This window comes from Streptomyces shaanxiensis, assembly GCF_039537145.1.
GTDB lineage: Bacteria > Actinomycetota > Actinomycetes > Streptomycetales > Streptomycetaceae > Streptomyces > Streptomyces shaanxiensis.
This window is the reverse complement of the sequence record NZ_BAAAZY010000007.1, coordinates 392970-408691: the sequence shown is the minus strand read 5'-3', so window position 1 is coordinate 408691 and position 15722 is coordinate 392970. Positions and strand designations below refer to the sequence as shown.

General features: G+C 68.8%; 18 protein-coding genes. 9 read left to right on the top strand and 9 right to left on the bottom strand.

The window, feature by feature from the left end; genetic code table 11:
* The first annotated feature begins 1 nt into the window (after position 1).
* Entirely contained in the window at positions 2-973 is a 972-nt protein-coding gene (locus tag ABD932_RS11020) for an SCO2521 family protein (RefSeq protein WP_345011211.1), read from the top strand.
* 102 nt (positions 974-1075) lie between these two features.
* Positions 1076-1957, top strand: a complete 882-nt coding sequence (locus ABD932_RS11015; RefSeq protein WP_345011209.1) for a DUF6879 family protein — start codon at positions 1076-1078, stop codon at positions 1955-1957.
* Here ABD932_RS11015 and ABD932_RS11010 read toward each other — a convergent pair.
* Both ABD932_RS11010 and ABD932_RS11005 read right to left on the bottom strand, forming a co-directional pair.
* Positions 1941-2135: a DUF397 domain-containing protein gene (locus tag ABD932_RS11010; protein WP_345011207.1), complete on the bottom strand. Its 195-nt coding sequence runs from the start codon at positions 2133-2135 to the stop codon at positions 1941-1943. The two genes, ABD932_RS11015 and ABD932_RS11010, sit on opposite strands and share 17 nt — an antisense overlap.
* On the bottom strand, positions 2117-2950 hold the full coding sequence (locus ABD932_RS11005; RefSeq protein WP_345011205.1) for a helix-turn-helix domain-containing protein: 834 nt from the start codon (positions 2948-2950) through the stop codon (positions 2117-2119). Before ABD932_RS11005 ends, ABD932_RS11010 begins: the two co-directional genes overlap by 19 nt.
* A 317-nt stretch (positions 2951-3267) precedes the next feature.
* On the opposite strand from ABD932_RS11005, the gene ABD932_RS10995 reads away from it, so the two are divergent.
* From ABD932_RS10995 to ABD932_RS10980, 4 genes are read left to right on the top strand one after another with little or no spacing between them, the layout of a single operon-like run.
* Positions 3268-3483: a hypothetical protein gene (locus tag ABD932_RS10995; protein ID WP_345011201.1), complete on the top strand. Its 216-nt coding sequence runs from the start codon at positions 3268-3270 to the stop codon at positions 3481-3483.
* Positions 3484-3513: 30 nt separating this feature from the next.
* On the top strand, positions 3514-4137 hold the full coding sequence (locus ABD932_RS10990) for a DUF1266 domain-containing protein (protein ID WP_345011199.1): 624 nt from the start codon (positions 3514-3516) through the stop codon (positions 4135-4137).
* A 26-nt stretch (positions 4138-4163) separates the two neighbouring features.
* Positions 4164-4910 carry a DNA repair protein RecO gene (recO, locus tag ABD932_RS10985; protein WP_126392095.1) on the top strand — a complete coding sequence of 249 codons (747 nt, stop codon included), beginning with the start codon at positions 4164-4166 and terminating at the stop codon, positions 4908-4910.
* 40 nt (positions 4911-4950) lie between these two features.
* On the top strand, positions 4951-5787 hold the full coding sequence (locus tag ABD932_RS10980) for an isoprenyl transferase (RefSeq protein ID WP_345011197.1): 837 nt from the start codon (positions 4951-4953) through the stop codon (positions 5785-5787).
* 274 nt (positions 5788-6061) lie between these two features.
* On the opposite strand, the gene ABD932_RS10975 is transcribed toward ABD932_RS10980, so the two are convergent.
* From ABD932_RS10975 to ABD932_RS10960, 4 genes are read right to left on the bottom strand one after another with little or no spacing between them, the layout of a single operon-like run.
* Positions 6062-6472, bottom strand: coding sequence for a Fur family transcriptional regulator (locus ABD932_RS10975; RefSeq protein ID WP_345011195.1), 411 nt, complete (start codon positions 6470-6472; stop codon positions 6062-6064).
* Positions 6473-6530: 58 nt separating this feature from the next.
* Positions 6531-7433: a metal ABC transporter permease gene (locus ABD932_RS10970; RefSeq protein ID WP_250093159.1), complete on the bottom strand. Its 903-nt coding sequence runs from the start codon at positions 7431-7433 to the stop codon at positions 6531-6533.
* Positions 7433-8224, bottom strand: a complete 792-nt coding sequence (locus ABD932_RS10965; RefSeq protein ID WP_345011192.1) for a metal ABC transporter ATP-binding protein — start codon at positions 8222-8224, stop codon at positions 7433-7435. The genes ABD932_RS10970 and ABD932_RS10965 overlap by 1 nt, the downstream gene beginning before the upstream one ends.
* Positions 8221-9186, bottom strand: a complete 966-nt coding sequence (locus tag ABD932_RS10960; RefSeq protein WP_345011190.1) for a metal ABC transporter substrate-binding protein — start codon at positions 9184-9186, stop codon at positions 8221-8223. Before ABD932_RS10960 ends, ABD932_RS10965 begins: the two co-directional genes overlap by 4 nt.
* 162 nt (positions 9187-9348) lie before the next feature.
* Here ABD932_RS10960 and ABD932_RS10955 point away from each other — a divergent pair, with 162 nt between their 5' ends.
* Entirely contained in the window at positions 9349-10731 is a 1383-nt protein-coding gene (locus ABD932_RS10955; protein WP_345011188.1) for a glycine--tRNA ligase, read from the top strand.
* Positions 10732-10880: 149 nt separating this feature from the next.
* Positions 10881-11792: a DUF4394 domain-containing protein gene (locus ABD932_RS10950; protein ID WP_345011186.1), complete on the top strand. Its 912-nt coding sequence runs from the start codon at positions 10881-10883 to the stop codon at positions 11790-11792.
* 46 nt (positions 11793-11838) lie between these two features.
* Here ABD932_RS10950 and ABD932_RS10945 read toward each other — a convergent pair whose 3' ends face one another.
* Positions 11839-12945: an endonuclease/exonuclease/phosphatase family protein gene (locus tag ABD932_RS10945; protein ID WP_345011184.1), complete on the bottom strand. Its 1107-nt coding sequence runs from the start codon at positions 12943-12945 to the stop codon at positions 11839-11841.
* A 187-nt stretch (positions 12946-13132) separates the two neighbouring features.
* Between ABD932_RS10945 and ABD932_RS10940 the strand changes: the two genes are divergently transcribed.
* On the top strand, positions 13133-13738 hold the full coding sequence (locus ABD932_RS10940; protein WP_345011182.1) for a LysE family translocator: 606 nt from the start codon (positions 13133-13135) through the stop codon (positions 13736-13738).
* Here the strand turns inward: ABD932_RS10940 and ABD932_RS10935 are convergent, their stop codons facing one another.
* Together ABD932_RS10935 and ABD932_RS10930 are read right to left on the bottom strand one after the other, a co-directional pair.
* A complete protein-coding gene (locus ABD932_RS10935; RefSeq protein ID WP_345011180.1) occupies positions 13739-14581 on the bottom strand; it encodes a hypothetical protein in 843 nt (280 codons plus the stop codon).
* Between the two features lie 79 nt (positions 14582-14660).
* Positions 14661-15707: a chitinase gene (locus ABD932_RS10930; protein ID WP_345011178.1), complete on the bottom strand. Its 1047-nt coding sequence runs from the start codon at positions 15705-15707 to the stop codon at positions 14661-14663.
* Between the last annotated feature and the right edge of the window lie 15 nt (positions 15708-15722).

Here is a 15722-nt window from a genome sequence, read left to right as displayed (position 1 = left end):
GATGACGGCGGCCCCCGGACAGCCCGCACGCTCGGTCCTCGCCTGCGGCGAGGTACGCACCTGTCTGCTCCCGTCCTTCCAGGCACTGGATCGCCGGGCCGCCGCCCAGTTGCTCAGGCTCCGTGCCGACGTCAACGTGCGGATCTCCGAACGGCCCACGATGTACGCCCTCTCCCCGGAGATCCTGACCGGCGTGGACTGCCGGCTGCCCACCTCCAACGGCAGCAAGGTCCGGGCCGTCGGTACGGTGGCCGCCCGCGCGGCGCTGACCGAGGGCCGTCTCCTGCAGTCGACCGCGTACTTCAGCCTCCCGGCCGCCGGGCCCGACATCCGGCGCCCCTGGGGCCAGTACCTGGTACGCCCCGGCCTGGTCGAACCGTTCGGCAAGCTGCCCCAACAGGCCGCCGCAGAGGGCGTGTTGCGTGGGGCGGGGCGCGGCGAACTCGACCTGGGGATGATCGCCGAGGGCCTGCTGGCGCAACTCCGCCGCCACGCTCTCCTCGACCGCCGCGTGCCGTTCAAGTCCAGCCCCACGAGGCTGCGTTGGGTGGCCCGGCGCGAACCGGAGGGCGAGCGGGCGTCCCTGGTGAGCTTCATCGTGGCCGAGGGCGGACTGCGGACCATGGAGCTACGGCTGCCGGAGCACATCCCAGCCGCATCCGCAGCGGGCATTTGCGAGGATCTCGCCTTGCACGACTGGCTTTTGACGACCGTTCAGCACATGCTTGACAACAGCCGTCTCGGCACGGCGGACGGGCCTTCGGTCGTGGAGGCGCTGCAACCGGTCGTGGTTCATCTGCTGCACCTGTGGATGCCGCGGGCGCATGTGGACCCCGCGCTGGGTCATCTGTGGGACGTACTGGAACAGAAGCCGGGGTTCTCCCGACAGTGGGAGAACCTGAGCCGGCGCATCAGAGACCGACTGGCCCTCCAGGCCGTGGCGACGCCGCAGCAGGCGCTCAGCGCGGGCTGAGGGACGGAACCCGAACCACATACAGACGGGGGAGAAGAAATGAGCGGAGCGCCCTTAGGAACAGGCAGTAACGGAGGACAGGCACCGAGCCAGGAGCCACGCATGCCCAAGATGTTCTGGCGGATCCTGTTCACCGCCGGGGCGGCGGGCGGCACCTTCCTGCTGACCAGCCTGCTGAGCGAGAACGACGGGAACATCTGGCAGTGGACGGCGTCCATCGTCATCGGCAGCGCGGCGCTGATCGTGCAGTTCCTGATCGACTTCGGCGAGCGGTTCGAGAAGGTCGACACCCGCTTCAACGAGATCCTCGCCGCGACGACGCTGTTCAGCCAGGTCGACGGTTCCGTGCTGCGCTCCGACGAGGTGACCCGGCTGGTCCTCGGGTACACCAAGGTCCGCGAGCGGGGCGGCGACATCGTGCAGGCCTTCGCGGAGAAGGAACTGGGCCGCCTCGCCAAGACGATGGAAGGGCTCGGCAGCGGCAGCGCGGACTGCCCCGGCGAGAACAACGAGTGGCTGATCGACATCACCGACTGCGTCAAGATGACCCTCGACGCCACCAGCACCTCGGTGGACCGGGCCTTCTGGAACAGCGGGTCCGCCGAGCGGTATCTCGCCGCGCAGGAGAAGGCGATCAAGAGGCGGGGCGTGGAGATCCGGCGCCTGTTCGTCGTGCGGGACGAGGCCGAGGTCACGCCGGAGCTCAGAGCGCTCTGCGAGAGGCAGCGCAGGCGTGGCATCGACGCGCGCATAGCGGTGCGGTCGCTGATGGAGTCCAACCCCAGGGTGGACGACTTCATCGTCTTCGACGGCGAACTCTGCTACGAGACCAAGCCGGACCAGGAGTCCAACCCGGACGGGACCTGGCTGAGCGCCGAGCCGGACCACATCGAGGACCGCGTCACCCAGTTCGCCAAGCTGTGGGCGGAATCGGAGCGCCAGACGGGCCCCGAGCCGCAGCCGACGGTCACTTCAGGAGCGTGAGGAAACCGCTCCAGGCGGGGGCGGGGATGAGGAGTACGGGGCTGTCCGAGGCGAGTTTGGTGTCTCGGACGGGGATCACGCCGGGGACTCCGTCGGCTACCTCGACGCAGTCGCCGCCCTGCCCGTTGCTGTAACTGCTCTTGAACCAGCTGGCGTTGCTCAGGTCGTACTCGCGCATCGTCTGTAGTCCTCAGCCGCCGACTCGATCAGGGCCAGGGACGCCGACGGCGACAGTGCGGTGCCCCTGAGTAGATCGTATGTGCGCTGGGTGCGCTTCACCATGGCCGGATCGTCGATGAGCGTCCCCGAATACTCCGTCTCTGTATAGGCGACCGGCGGGGCATCCTCGAACTCCATGAGCTTCAGGGACCCGCCCATCGACGCGTGCGCTCCAGCCGCGTACGGGAGCACCGTCACCCACACCGTGCGCTCGCGCATCAGCTGCGCGATGTGCTCCAGCTGCTCGGCCATCGCCTCCAGACCGCCTACCGGGGTGCGCAGCACGTTCTCGTGCAGGATCGCCCAATACTCCGGCCTTGTAGCGTCCTTGAGGATGTCCGCCCGTTCCAGGCGGGCCGTAACCTTCTCCTCGACGTACCCGTCGGTGACGAAGGGGTTGGCCGCCAAGGTGACCGCCTGGGCGTACGCAGCCGTCTGCAACAGCCCCGGCACCACCGTGGGCGCGAACTCACAGATCTTCGTCGCCAGCCGCTCCAGCTCCACGACCGCCGCGAAGTAATCCGCGTACCGCTTGTCGTTGATGAGCTGCCGCCACGTCCGCTCGAAAAAACCGTCGGTTTGCAGGACCTCGTCAATGCGCTGCGCGACATCAAGCTGAGGCTTACGAATCGCCTGTTCGAATTGGCCGATATAGCCACCGGATACGAAGACTCGTGACCCCAGTTCCACTTGAGTCATCCCCGCGTTCTCCCGGCGTCGCTTCAGCTCGCTTCCGAAGAACTCCCATGCCGCCAACCGCGAATCGTTGGCCATGGCCAACCCCCTTGTACTGCCCCGTACTTGTAGAGCACAGACTCCTGCCGAGTGTAGGCGTCGCAGGTCACCATGGAAGTGCAAAGAGTGAAACCCGAATAGGAGGGGAGTTCAGTGACGGCACGACACTCGGCGCGCTGCGTCGAAGAAGCGGAGGAAGCAGTGAAGGAATTGCGGGCGGTGCTGGAAAAGGCAGGAATTACGCTCCCGACACTCCGGCTCGACCCGGCGAGTCTCGCGCGTGAAGCCCCTTGCCCGCTCGTGGAATTGGGTCGATGTTCCGTCGAGACGGTGCAGCGGCTCACGGCGGTTCTGCGATGAAGCCGCCGATCGGCTCGTACGTCGTCGACACCCGTTCGGGTCGGATCGGCATCGTGATGGGGCATGAGGGGCCGTATGTACAGCTGAGACCGTACGGGGGCGGGAAGGAGTGGGACGCCGCCCCGGGGGCCGTACGCAACGCCACCCCCGCCGAGCGGCTCCGCGCGGCGACCGCGTACGCCAACGCACGCAGCCGGGGTGAGGTTCCTTGACGTAGGGACGGGCGCATAGGGTGCGGCGGCATGGGTCTGTGGAGATGGAGGAGAAGAGGGGCCAAGGCGTCCCGCCGCTACCCCGTGCCGCTCACCATGCACCAGTTGTGGATGGTGTCGCTGAGCGCGCCGGTGAGCAGGGACCGGGGCGTCTCGCGCACCACGCTGTACCCGTTCGCGCGGATCGACGGGGACGGGGCCCGGCGCTGGTTGGCCGAGCAGTGGGAGATCACCACGCGTGAGCAGCTTGTCGGCCGGCTCGACGGGCTGTCCCGCAGCGGGTACCGGGCACGGGCGTACCGCCTCACCGGCGTCGCGCCGCTCGCCTGGGACGCCGCCTTGTACGTGGACATCGCCCGCCGTGGCTTCGCCTGCGGGCTGATCGACGAGTCCGACGCCTGGACCGCGCTGAAGAACATCGTGCCGAGGGTGGTGGGGACGTACGGCTCGTGGAGCGAGTACGCCGATCACTATCTGCTCGGGCGGCAGGTGTGGCGGGACGGACTGCGCGGCGGGGAGGACTCCTCCGGCCTGCCGGCGTCGCAGTCGGTGGCCGACGCCCATCTACAGGCCCTTCTGGACCCGGCGAACCGCGCCAGCCCATGGAACATGGCCCCCTGGGACGCCATAAGCCACCCCGACCGCACCCGCTGACCCCTGCCGTACGCGAGAATGAGCCCATGAGTCTGTTCCGCGACGACGGCATCGTGCTGCGCACCCAGAAGCTGGGTGAGGCGGACCGGATCATCACCCTGCTCACGCGCGGTCACGGGCGGGTACGGGCCGTGGCCCGGGGTGTGCGGCGTACGAAGTCCAAGTTCGGTGCCCGGCTCGAACCCTTCTCCCATGTCGACGTGCAGTTCTTCGCGCGGGGGAGCGAGCTGATCGGGCGGGGGCTGCCGCTGTGCACGCAGAGCGAGACGATCGCGCCGTACGGCGGTGGGATCGTGACGGACTACGCGCGGTACACCGCCGGGACGGCCATGCTGGAGACGGCGGAGCGGTTCACGGATCACGAGGGCGAGCCCGCGGTGCAGCAGTACCTGCTGCTGGTGGGGGCGCTGCGGACGCTCGCGCGCGGTGAGCACGCCCCGCACCTTGTTCTCGACGCGTTCCTGCTGCGGTCGCTCGCCGTCAACGGCTACGCCCCGACCTTCAGCGACTGTGCGAAGTGCGGTATGCCCGGACCGAACCGCTTCTTCTCGGTCGCCTCCGGGGGCTCGGTCTGTGTCGACTGCCGGGTGCCCGGTAGCGTCGTTCCGTCGCCGCAGACGCTGGAACTGCTGGGTGCGTTGCTCACGGGAGACTGGGAGACCGCGGACGCCTGTGAGTCGCGGTACGTCCGCGAGGGCAGCGGGTTGGTGTCGGCGTATCTGCACTGGCATCTCGAACGCGGGCTGCGTTCGCTTCGTTACGTAGAGAAGTAAGCCGGAAGAGAAGTTAGCCGGAAGAGGAGACGAGAAGCACATGGTGGTAAGCGGGATCCTGGGGCGCCGGCGACGCGAGTACAAGGCGCCGGAGCCGCACCCGTCCGGTGCCCGCGCGCCGAAGCTCCCCGGCGAGCTGGTTCCGAAGCATGTGGCGATCGTCATGGACGGGAACGGCCGCTGGGCGAAGGAGCGGGGGCTGCCGCGTACCGAGGGGCACAAGGTCGGTGCCGAGCGGGTGCTGGACGTTCTGCAGGGCGCCGTCGAGATGGGCGTCGGGGCGATCTCGCTGTACGCCTTCTCCACCGAGAACTGGAAGCGGTCGCCGGACGAGGTGCGCTTCCTGATGAACTTCAACCGCGACTTCATCCGCAAGACCCGTGATCAGCTCGACGAGCTGGGGATCCGGGTGCGGTGGGTCGGGCGGATGCCGAAGCTGTGGAAGTCGGTCGCCAAGGAGCTTCAGGTCGCGCAGGAGCAGACCAAGGGCAATGACAAGCTGACCTTGTACTTCTGCATGAACTACGGCGGGCGGGCCGAGATCGCGGACGCGGCGCAGGCGCTCGCGGAGGATGTGAAGGCGGGGCGGCTGGACCCGTCCAAGGTCAACGAGAAGACCTTCGCCAAGTACATGTACTACCCGGACATGCCGGACGTGGACCTGTTCCTGCGCCCGAGCGGCGAGCAGCGCACCTCCAACTACCTTCTCTGGCAGAGCGCTTACGCCGAGATGGTCTTCCAGGACGTGCTGTGGCCGGACTTCGACCGGCGTGATCTGTGGCGGGCGTGCGTGGAGTTCGCCTCGCGGGATCGGCGGTTCGGTGGGGCGATCCCGAACGAGGAGCTGCTGGCGATGGAGGGCCGGACGGAGGACTGACGGTGCGCTGGGGCGCGCGAGAGGGTTTTCGCCCCCGCCGCCCCTACCCGTCCCGTCCTTCTGGGGCTCCGCCCCAGACCCCGCTCCTCAAACGCCGGAGGGGCTGGATTTTGCTGGCGGCGCTGATTTTTGGGGCCGCCACCTCTGGACGCCGGCCCGTGTATTTCAGCCCGTCCGGCGTTTGAGGACGAGGCCCCTTCAGGGCCGAAGCGGGGGTCTGGGGGCGCAGCCCCCAGGGGACGGTCACCCCCGCGGACCCGCACTGTTCAACGGCTCAACCTGCGGCGCAATCCGCGCACGTACCGAAGATCTCCACCGTGTGCGCCACGTTCACGAACCCGTGCTCCGCTGCGATCGCGTCCGCCCATTTCTCCACCGCCGGGCCCTCGACCTCCACCGCCTTGCCGCAGACGCGGCAGACGAGGTGGTGGTGGTGTTCGCCGGTCGAGCAGCGGCGGTAGACCGACTCGCCGTCGGAGGTGCGCAGGACGTCGACCTCGCCGGCGTCGGCGAGGGACTGGAGGGTGCGGTAGACCGTGGTCAGGCCGACCGAGTCGCCCTTGTGCTTGAGCATGTCGTGGAGATCCTGCGCGCTGCGGAACTCGTCGACCTCGTCGAGGGCCGCTGCCACGGCTGCCCGCTGCCGGGTTGCGCGGCCCTTCACGGGCGGTCCAGCGGTCGTCACCGTTGCCTCCTCACGTCTGCACTTGCCGGGCCATTGTGCCAGCCCGGACCCACAGCGGTCAGACGCCGACCTTTCCGTCGGACTCCCTGCTGGCCGGAATCGCGCACTCCGCCGGGTCGCCGGCGGGCTCCGCCGCGGCCATGGCACGGGCTCTGCGGCGGGCCAGCGGGGCCGCCAAAGCCGTCAGCGCGATGAACGCGCCGATGGTCAGCAGCACGATGGTCGCGCCGGGCGGGACGTCCTGGTAGTAGGACGTGACCGTGCCGCCGATCGTCACCGTGACGCCGATGCCGACGGCGATCGCGAACGTCGCCGCGAAGCTGCGGCTCAACTGCTGGGCCGCCGCCACGGGGACGACCATCAGCGCGCTGACCAGCAGCAGGCCGACCACCCGCATGGCGACGGTCACGGTCACCGCCGCCGTGATCGCCGTCAGCAGGTTGAGGGCGCGCACCGGAAGCCCGGTGACCCTCGCGAACTCCTCGTCCTGGCTCACCGCGAAGAGCTGGCGGCGCAGACCGAGGGTGACCAACACCACGAAGGCGGCGAGCAGGACGATCGCCGTCACGTCCGACTCGCTCACTGTCGAGAGCGAGCCGAACAGGTACGACGTCAGGTTCGCGTTCGAGCCCGTCGGCGCGAGGTTGATGAACATCACGCCGCCGGCCATACCGCCGTAGAAGAGCATCGCGAGGGCGATGTCGCCACGGGTGCGGCCGTACCAGCGGATCAGCTCCATCAGGACCGCGCCGAGGACGGAGACCAGCGTCGCCATCCACACCGGGGACCAGGAGAGCAGGAAGCCCAGGCCGACGCCGGTCATCGCGACGTGGCCGATTCCGTCGCCCATCAGGGCCTGGCGGCGCTGGACCAGATAGATGCCCACGGCGGGTGCCGTGATGCCGACCAGGACCGCGGCGAGCAGCGCCCGCTGCATGAAGTCGTAGTTCAGGAAGTCCATCAGCTCAGCAGTCCCGTCCGGATCGGTTCGGCGTCGTGAGCCGCGTGCGGGTGTACGTGGTCGTGGCCGGGCAGCGCGTGCTGGCCGACGGCCTTCGGGGGCGGGCCGTCGTGCAGCACGCAGCCGTCGCGCAGGACGACCGCCCGGTCGATCAAGGGCTCCAGCGGGCCGAGTTCGTGCAGGACGAGGAGGACCGTCGCGCCCGCCGCGACCTGTTCCCGGAGCGTGTGCGCGAGCACCTCCTGGCTGGCCAGGTCCACGCCCGCCATCGGCTCGTCCATGATCAGCAGTTCAGGGTCGGAGGCCAGGGCGCGGGCGATGAGCACCCGCTGGTGCTGGCCGCCGGAGAGGGCGTCCACTGAGTCCTTGGCACGGTCGGCCATGCCGACGAGCTCCAGGGCACGGCGTACGGCCGTGCGGTCGGCCTTGCGGAAGACGCCGAAGCGGGTGCGGGACAGGCGGCCGGACGAGACGATCTCCGTCACCGTGGCCGGGACGCCGCCCGCGGCCGTCGTGCGCTGCGGAACGTACCCGACCCGCGCCCAGTCGCGGAACCGTGCCCGCGGGGTGCCGAACAGCTCGATCTCGCCGGCGCTGACCGGCACCTGGCCGATGACGCTGCGCACGGCCGTCGACTTGCCGGAGCCGTTGGCGCCGAGCAGCGCGACGACCTCACCGCGGTGCACGGTGAGGTCGATGCCGCGCAGGACGGGGCGCGAGCCCAGCTCGGCGCGGACGCCGCGCAGCGAAATGACGGGCTCGGTCATGCCGTCCTCCGTGGGGTTGGTCATTTGGCTCCCAGGGCGGTCTTCAGGGCCGCGAGGTTGGCCTCCATGACCCCGAAGTAGTCGTCGCCCTTGGACTTGTCGGTGATGCCCTCCAGCGGATCGAGCACGTCCGTCTTCAGGCCGGCGTCGTCGGCGAGGGTCTTCGCGGTCTTGTCGGACACCAGTGTCTCGTAGAACACGGTGGTCACGCCGTCGGCCTTGGCCTCCTGCTGGAGTTCCTTGATCCGGGCCGGGCTGGGCTCGCTCTCCGGGTCGAGGCCGGAGATGGCCTCCATGGTCAGGCCGTAGCGCTCGGCGAGATAACCGAAGGCGGCGTGATTGGTGAAGAAGACCTTGGTCGTGGTGTTCTTCAGACCGTCCTCGAACTGCGTGTCGAGGCCGTCGAGCTTCTTGACCAGGGCGGCGGTGTTCTTCTTGTAGTCGGCCGCGTGATCCGGGTCCGCCTTCTCGAAGGCCGCGCCGACGCCCTCGGCGATCTCGGCGTACTTCACCGGGTCGAGCCAGACGTGCGGGTCGAGGGCGTGCTCCTCCTCCTCTTCGGAGTGTGCCTCCTCGCCCTCGTGCTCGTGGCTGTCCTCGAGGCTGCCGTGGTCCTCCAGCTTGGTCAGGGCGGCGGCGTCGATCTTCGTCTTGGCGCCGGACTGCGTCACGGCCTCGTCGACGGCCGGCTGGAGACCCTTGAGGTACAGCGCCGCGTCGGACTCCTCTATCTGCGCCCGCTGCTGCGCGCTGACCTCCAGGTCGTGCGGTTCCTGGCCGGGCTGGGTCAGACTGGTGACCTTCACATGGTCGCCGCCTATCTGCTCGGCGAGGAAGGCCATCGGGTAGAACGACGCGACCACGTCGAACTTCTCCGTGTTGCCGGCGGCCGCGCTGTCCGAGGAGCAGGCGGACAGCGTGCCGAGACCGAGGGCGGTCACGGCGGCGATGGCAACCCCGGATATGTGGTGTCGTCGTACGTTCATGACACTCATTTTCAGCAAATATGGAAACCATTGTCAACAAACGTGAGCGGCTGTCCACAGAGGGCAACCGATTTGGTTGAGGGCCAGCCCCCGCCGGTACCCTGAAGCATTCGCTGTGAAGCGCCTCGCTTCGTCGCCCGTCGTCGTAATGAAGAGAGCACCGTGGCCGCCGACAAGATCGACACCATCGTCAGCCTGAGCAAGCGCCGTGGCTTCGTATTCCCCTGCAGTGAGATCTACGGCGGCCAGCGCGCCGCCTGGGACTACGGGCCGCTGGGTGTCGAGCTCAAGGAGAACCTGAAGCGCCAGTGGTGGCGCTACATGGTGACGTCGCGCGAGGACGTGGTCGGTATCGACTCGTCCGTGATCCTGGCCCCCGAGGTCTGGGTCGCCTCCGGCCACGTCGCCACTTTCACGGACCCGCTCACCGAGTGCACCTCCTGCCACAAGCGGTTCCGCGCGGACCACCTCGAGGAGGCCTACGAGGCGAAGAAGGGCCACCTCCCGGAGAACGGCCTCGCCGACATCAACTGCCCGAACTGCGGCAACAAGGGCCAGTTCACCGAACCCAAGCAGTTCTCGGGTCTGCTCTCCACCCACCTCGGCCCGACCCAGGACAGCGGCTCCATCGCCTACCTGCGCCCGGAGACCGCCCAGGGCATCTTCACCAACTTCGCCCAGGTGCAGACCACTTCGCGTCGCAAGCCGCCGTTCGGCATCGCGCAGATGGGCAAGTCCTTCCGCAACGAGATCACGCCCGGCAACTTCATCTTCCGCACCCGCGAGTTCGAGCAGATGGAGATGGAGTTCTTCGTCAAGCCGGGCGAGGACGAGAAGTGGCAGGAGTACTGGATGGAGCAGCGCTGGAACTGGTACACCGGCCTGGGCCTGCGCGAGGAGAACATGCGGTGGTACGAGCACCCGAAGGAGAAGCTCTCCCACTACTCCAAGCGCACCGCTGACATCGAGTACCGCTTCCAGTTCGGCGGCAACGAGTGGGGCGAGCTGGAGGGTGTCGCCAACCGCACCGACTACGACCTCGGCGCGCACTCCAAGGCCTCCGGCCAGGACCTCTCCTACTTCGACCAGGAGGCCGGCGAGCGCTGGACGCCGTACGTCATCGAGCCGGCGGCCGGTGTCGGCCGCGCGATGCTGGCGTTCCTGCTCGACGCGTACGTCGAGGACGAGGCGCCGAACGCCAAGGGCAAGATGGAGAAGCGCACGGTGCTGCGCCTGGACCACCGTCTGGCGCCGGTGAAGGTGGCCGTGCTGCCGCTCTCCCGCAACCCCGAGCTGTCCCCGAAGGCCAAGGGCCTCGCGCAGGCGCTCCGCCAGAACTGGAACATCGAGTTCGACGACGCCGGTGCGATCGGCCGCCGCTACCGTCGCCAGGACGAGATCGGTACGCCGTACTGCGTGACGGTCGACTTCGACACGCTGGACGACAACGCGGTGACGGTCCGCGAGCGTGACTCGATGAAGCAGGAGCGCGTGTCGCTGGACCAGATCGAGGGCTACCTGGCGGGCCGCCTGCTCGGCGCCTGAGGGATCTAGGGATCTACGGAAAACCCCGGTTTCGTTACGGACGTAACAGACGTAACGAAACCGGGGTTTTGCCCATCCAGGGCGCATACGGCTCCGAAGGGGAGGCATGCGCGGCCCGCAGGGGGCCACGCGTCTCTTACGGGGGCATCATGCGCAAGCAAGCAGTCATCGGCGTGACCACGCTGGCCCTGGCCGTCGGGACCATCGGTTTTGTCGCCGCGAAGGACGACAGCGGGTCCTCTCCGGCGCTCTCCACCCAGTCCGGCACCGCGGCCGGGCGGCCGCAGGCATCCGGTGACCGGCTCGTCGCGGTCGGGCTGACCGGCGACCAGCGTCTCGTCCGCTTCCGCGTCGACCGGCCCGGCGTCGTCCTCCCGCTCGGCAAGGTGAGCGGCCTCAACGGCGACAGCAGGCTCGTCGGCATCGACTACCGGGTGCAGAACAACACGCTGTACGGCGTCGGCGACAAGGGCGGCATCTACACGATCCGTGAGATCGGGGCCAAGGCCACCAAGGTCTCGCAGCTGAGCGTCGGCCTCCAGGGCACCAGCTTCGGCGTCGACTTCAACCCGGCCGCCAACCGGCTGCGCGTCATCAGCGACACCGGCCAGAACCTCCGCCACAACATCGACGACCCGGCGGGCGCCCCCGCCGCGGGCACCACGGCCGCCGACGGCACCCTCACCAACCCGCCGGTGCCGCCCGCGACGACGGGCGCGACGGCGACGGGCGTGACCGGGGCGGCGTACACGAACAACGACCTCGACGCGACGACTGCCACGACCCTCTTCGACCTCGACACGACCCAGGACCAGGTGTCGGTCCAGTCCCCGGCCAACGCGGGCAACCTCGCCCCGACCGGCAAGACGGGCGTGGACGTCCCGCGCGACTCGGGCTTCGACATCTACAGCTCGGCGAACTCGGGCACCAACACCGGGTACGCGGTCAGCGGTTCGCGGGTGTTCCGGGTCAACCTGCTGACGGGTAGGGCGACTTCGGTCGGGGCCTTCCCGCAGGGGCGGCAGGTGGTGGACCTGGCGATACCGCTGCGGCAGGGCTGAGACCGGCTGTTCCCCGCACCCCTTGGGCGGGGTGCGGGGGCGGCGTCTACAGGTCCAGGTCGGCATAGACGGCGGCGTGGTCGGAGGCCTGGGTCGCCTTGGACGTCACGGTCTGAAACGACTTGAAGGTCCGGGGTGCCCAGATGCCGCGGCGCTCCACCTCCACATGCTCGACGCGGTCCCACAGCTTCGGCGAGAACATGAGGTAGTCGAGCTTGTCGTCGTCGCCGGTGCCCGGACCGTGCGTGCCCGGGTCTCCCGTGTAGGTGGGGTGGGTCATCGCGTCCTTCAGGCCCGCGTCCAGCAGCTTCTTGACCGGGGTGCTGGCCATCACGTCGTTGAGGTCCCCGGCGACCACCACGCGCTCGGAGCGCTGGAGCGCGGCCTCGTAGATCTCCCGCACGCGCTCGGCCTGGCGCTTACGCAGCCCCGCGCCGCCGCCGATCATGCTCTTGAAGTGGTTGCCCAGTATCCACAGGGGCGTCCCGTTGAGGGCTATCTCGAACTCGGGGCAGTCCCGGCTGAACAGCCGCATACCGCCCTGTCCGGGGTCGAAGATGTGCGAGCGCACGGACGTGATCGGATGGCGGCTGAGGATTCCGACGTCGATGCCGCGGGGATCGTTGCCGTCGACGAGCAGGTTGAACGGGTACGGCTGGTGTCCCAACGCCTCGCCCAGGACGTGCTCGTTGAACCGCTCCAGGGTGAGACGGTCCTCGACCTCCACCATGAGCAGCACGTCGGCGTTGACCTCCGCCACCACTCGCGCGGTGTTCTGCACGGCCGTCCAGCTGAGATCGCCGCGCACGAGTTCCGCCCAGCCCGGCCACTTCCCGCGGCCGTCGGCCTTGATCACGATGGTGGGATTGTCCACGGGTCCGTCTACCTGGAAGAGCTTGGCGCCCGCTCCCTTGAGTTGGTTGATGAAGAACGGCCTTGGGCTGTCCTTCTCCGAGTTGTGGACCTGGTGCTCCTTGATCAGCTCGACCATCCGGTCCTTGTCCTTCTGCTGGTACGTCTCCTTCTCGAGGAGGGCGACCAGTTCGTTGAAATCGGCAAGGATCTTGTCGCGCGCGGCGTCGTCCTCGAGGGCGAAGGCCCTGGGGCGGCGGAAGAGGTTCTCCGCGTTGAAGGTGGCGATACGGATTGTCATGGCGCCTCCTCTGCGGTGGCGCAGGGGCATCCGCGCGGCCGGGGCAGGCGCCACCAGGGGCTGCTCGCCGACTCTTCGATTCTCGGGCCGCTGCGCAACCGTGTCGAACGGAGCGGTGATTGGTCCCCTTGCCCGGCGCGCGATTGGCCCTGTACCCCGCGCTGGGGGCGGCGACAGGGTGGTCCGCATGAGCATCGCGTTCCTCCTCACCACCCTCGTCGTCGTCGCCACCCCCGGCACCGGCGTCGTCTACACCCTCGCCGCAGGCCTCTCCCGCGGGCGCCGGGCGAGTGTCGTCGCCGCGTTCGCCTGCACGCTCGGGATCGTGCCGCACATGCTGGCCACCATCACCGGCCTGGCCGCGCTGCTGCACGCGAGCGCGACCGCGTTCCAGATCCTCAAGTACGCCGGTGTCGCCTATCTGCTGTACATGGCGTGGGCCATGCTCAGGGACAAGGACGCCATCGCGGTGGACGAGGGCGCCGCGCCGCTCTCCTCGGGGCGGGTGATCGTGCGGGGTGTGCTGGTCAACGTCCTCAATCCGAAGCTGACCATCTTCTTCTTCGCCTTTCTCCCGCAGTTCGTGCACCCGGGCGAGGCGAACGCCCTGCCGCGCATGCTGGCTCTGAGCGGGGTGTTCATGGGGATGACGTTCGCGGTCTTCGCGGCGTACGGCGTGCTCGCGGCCTCCGTGCGCAGCCACATCACCTCCCGGCCCCGCGTGATGTCGTGGCTGCGGCGGACCTTCGCGGGCGCGTTCGTGGCGCTGGGGGCGAAGCTCGCGTGGACGTGATCACCAGGCGAAGGCGGCGAAGAGGGTGTCGATGCGCAGGCGCAGGTCGGCCGCGGTGGCGCCACTGACGGCCACCGAGACCATGTCACCTTCTTCGACGTCCCGCGCGACGCGGATCTCCAGGGAGTGGGCGGGGCCGATCAGCGGGTAGGAGTACCAGGCGTCCGGGTCCTCGTTGTCGGTCGGATCGAGGCCGATCTCGATCGTCTCCCAGTCGGTGTCGTCGAAGGGGTAGTTGACGTAGTCGGCGAGGAGTTCGAGGAAGGGGCGGAGGCGGGACTCCTTCCAGACGGTGCCGGTCATCTCGTCCGGCTCGGTTTCCGGGTACGTCTCCTGCCGCGCCGGGTCGGTCATACGCAGCCCGGCGCCGACCGCGTACAGGTCCCTGACGGTGACGTGAAGGTGCGCCCAGAGATCGAGCTCGCGGCGGGTGTGGTCCGGCGCGTGCGCGGCGGTGGGCAGTCGCCGGACATACCTGCGGCGGGCCTCGTCGAACCGGCATGGTTCTGCCAACGCCTCGCTCCAGCCCGCGAGTTCGGGTGCATATCGTTCCTCGGCCGCCTGCGGGGCCACGTCGAGGTAGTGGGCGATGTCCTCCCACGAGGCGCCCCGCTCCCGCTCGAACACGACCGCCCGCCCCAGCAGCTCTTCGGCGTGCTCCACCAGCTGCCGGGCCTCGCTCACCCGGCCGCCGGGGCCGGTGTCGGCGTCGTTGCGGGTGACCACCAACGCGCCCGCGCCCCTGGCGAGGTCGGCCGCGGCCTGGCTGAGCACGAGCCGGGCCAGGGCCTCCCGCGTGTAGGGGCCGCGGGCGTGGTTGTCGTGGTGTGTCGAGTTGTTCACGGGCGTCAGGGAAGCATGGGCCTCCTGCCACTGTCGTGCCCTTTTCCACGCTGCCGCCGACCGGCCTGCGACTCGGGGCTCAACGTCCCTGAAGTGCCTTCACGTTGTCGCCGAACGTCCAGTTCTTCGAGCCGTCCCAGTTGATCGACCAGGTCATCAGGCCCTTGAGCGCGGTGCCGTAGTGCCGCCAGGCCTGGGCGACGAGGGACGGGGACATGTGGCCGCCGCCCGCGCCCGGCTGGGCGGGCAGGCCCGGGACCTGCTTGTCGTACGGGACCTTGATCGTCGTACCTTGAATGACGAGGCCCTTGTTGAGGCAGTCCGTCTGGGCGACGAAGCCCTCGACGGTGCCGGCGGAGTAGGAGTCGCCGGAGCAGCCGTACATGCTGCCGTTGTAGTACTGCATGTTCAGCCACCACAGGCGGCCGTTGTCGGCGTACTTCTTGATGATGGGCAGGTACGCGCCCCAGATCGAGCCGTAGACGACGCTGCCGCCGGTGACGTATGCCGTCTCCGGGGCCATCGTCAGCCCGAAGTTGGACGGCATCTGGGCCAGTACCCCGTCGATGATGCGGATCAGGTTGGCCTGGGACGTGGACAGTTGGCTGATGTTGCCGCTGCCGACCAGGCCCGTCTCGATGTCTATGTCGATGCCGTCGAAGTTGTACTTCTTCAGGATCGGGACGATCGTCGCCACGAAGCGGTCCGCCACCGCGGTCGAGTTGAGGTCGATGCCGGCCGTCGCGCCGCCTATCGACAGCAGGATCGTCCGGCCCGACGCCTTCGCCGCGCACATCTCCGCGGGCGTGGCCACCTTCACGCCCGTGTCCATGCCGTCCTCCCAGAGCGCGGTGCCGTCGGAGCGGATGACCGGGAACGCCGCGTTGATCACGTTGTAGCCGTGGGAGGAGATGCGGGAGTCGGTGATCGGGGTCCATCCAAAGGGCGGGTGGACGCCGTTGGCGGCGCCGTCCCAGTTCTCCCAGTAGCCCTGGAGGACCTTGCCGGACGGCTTCGACTTCACGGCACAGGTGTCGGCGGCGGAGGCCGCGGGGGCGGCGGGGAACTGGGTGAGACAGGCGGTCGCCAGTGCTGCGATGAGCAGGCTGAGCGTGCGGCGGAGCATGCGGATCCTCCCGGT

What these genes read in the sequence shown, in the direction of transcription:
- ABD932_RS11020 (WP_345011211.1), top strand. Translation starts at nt 2, where the DNA reads ATGACGGCGGCCCCCGGACAGCCCGCACGCTCGGTCCTCGCCTGCGGC.
- ABD932_RS11015 (WP_345011209.1), top strand. Translation starts at nt 1,076, where the DNA reads ATGCCCAAGATGTTCTGGCGGATCCTGTTCACCGCCGGGGCGGCGGGC.
- ABD932_RS11010 (WP_345011207.1), bottom strand. Translation starts at nt 2,135, where the DNA reads ATGCGCGAGTACGACCTGAGCAACGCCAGCTGGTTCAAGAGCAGTTAC.
- ABD932_RS11005 (WP_345011205.1), bottom strand. Translation starts at nt 2,950, where the DNA reads ATGGCCAACGATTCGCGGTTGGCGGCATGGGAGTTCTTCGGAAGCGAG.
- ABD932_RS10995 (WP_345011201.1), top strand. Translation starts at nt 3,268, where the DNA reads ATGAAGCCGCCGATCGGCTCGTACGTCGTCGACACCCGTTCGGGTCGG.
- ABD932_RS10990 (WP_345011199.1), top strand. Translation starts at nt 3,514, where the DNA reads ATGGGTCTGTGGAGATGGAGGAGAAGAGGGGCCAAGGCGTCCCGCCGC.
- recO (WP_126392095.1), top strand. Translation starts at nt 4,164, where the DNA reads ATGAGTCTGTTCCGCGACGACGGCATCGTGCTGCGCACCCAGAAGCTG.
- ABD932_RS10980 (WP_345011197.1), top strand. Translation starts at nt 4,951, where the DNA reads ATGGTGGTAAGCGGGATCCTGGGGCGCCGGCGACGCGAGTACAAGGCG.
- ABD932_RS10970 (WP_250093159.1), bottom strand. Translation starts at nt 7,433, where the DNA reads ATGGACTTCCTGAACTACGACTTCATGCAGCGGGCGCTGCTCGCCGCG.
- ABD932_RS10965 (WP_345011192.1), bottom strand. Translation starts at nt 8,224, where the DNA reads ATGACCAACCCCACGGAGGACGGCATGACCGAGCCCGTCATTTCGCTG.
- ABD932_RS10960 (WP_345011190.1), bottom strand. Translation starts at nt 9,186, where the DNA reads ATGAACGTACGACGACACCACATATCCGGGGTTGCCATCGCCGCCGTG.
- ABD932_RS10950 (WP_345011186.1), top strand. Translation starts at nt 10,881, where the DNA reads ATGCGCAAGCAAGCAGTCATCGGCGTGACCACGCTGGCCCTGGCCGTC.
- ABD932_RS10945 (WP_345011184.1), bottom strand. Translation starts at nt 12,945, where the DNA reads ATGACAATCCGTATCGCCACCTTCAACGCGGAGAACCTCTTCCGCCGC.
- ABD932_RS10940 (WP_345011182.1), top strand. Translation starts at nt 13,133, where the DNA reads ATGAGCATCGCGTTCCTCCTCACCACCCTCGTCGTCGTCGCCACCCCC.
- ABD932_RS10930 (WP_345011178.1), bottom strand. Translation starts at nt 15,707, where the DNA reads ATGCTCCGCCGCACGCTCAGCCTGCTCATCGCAGCACTGGCGACCGCC.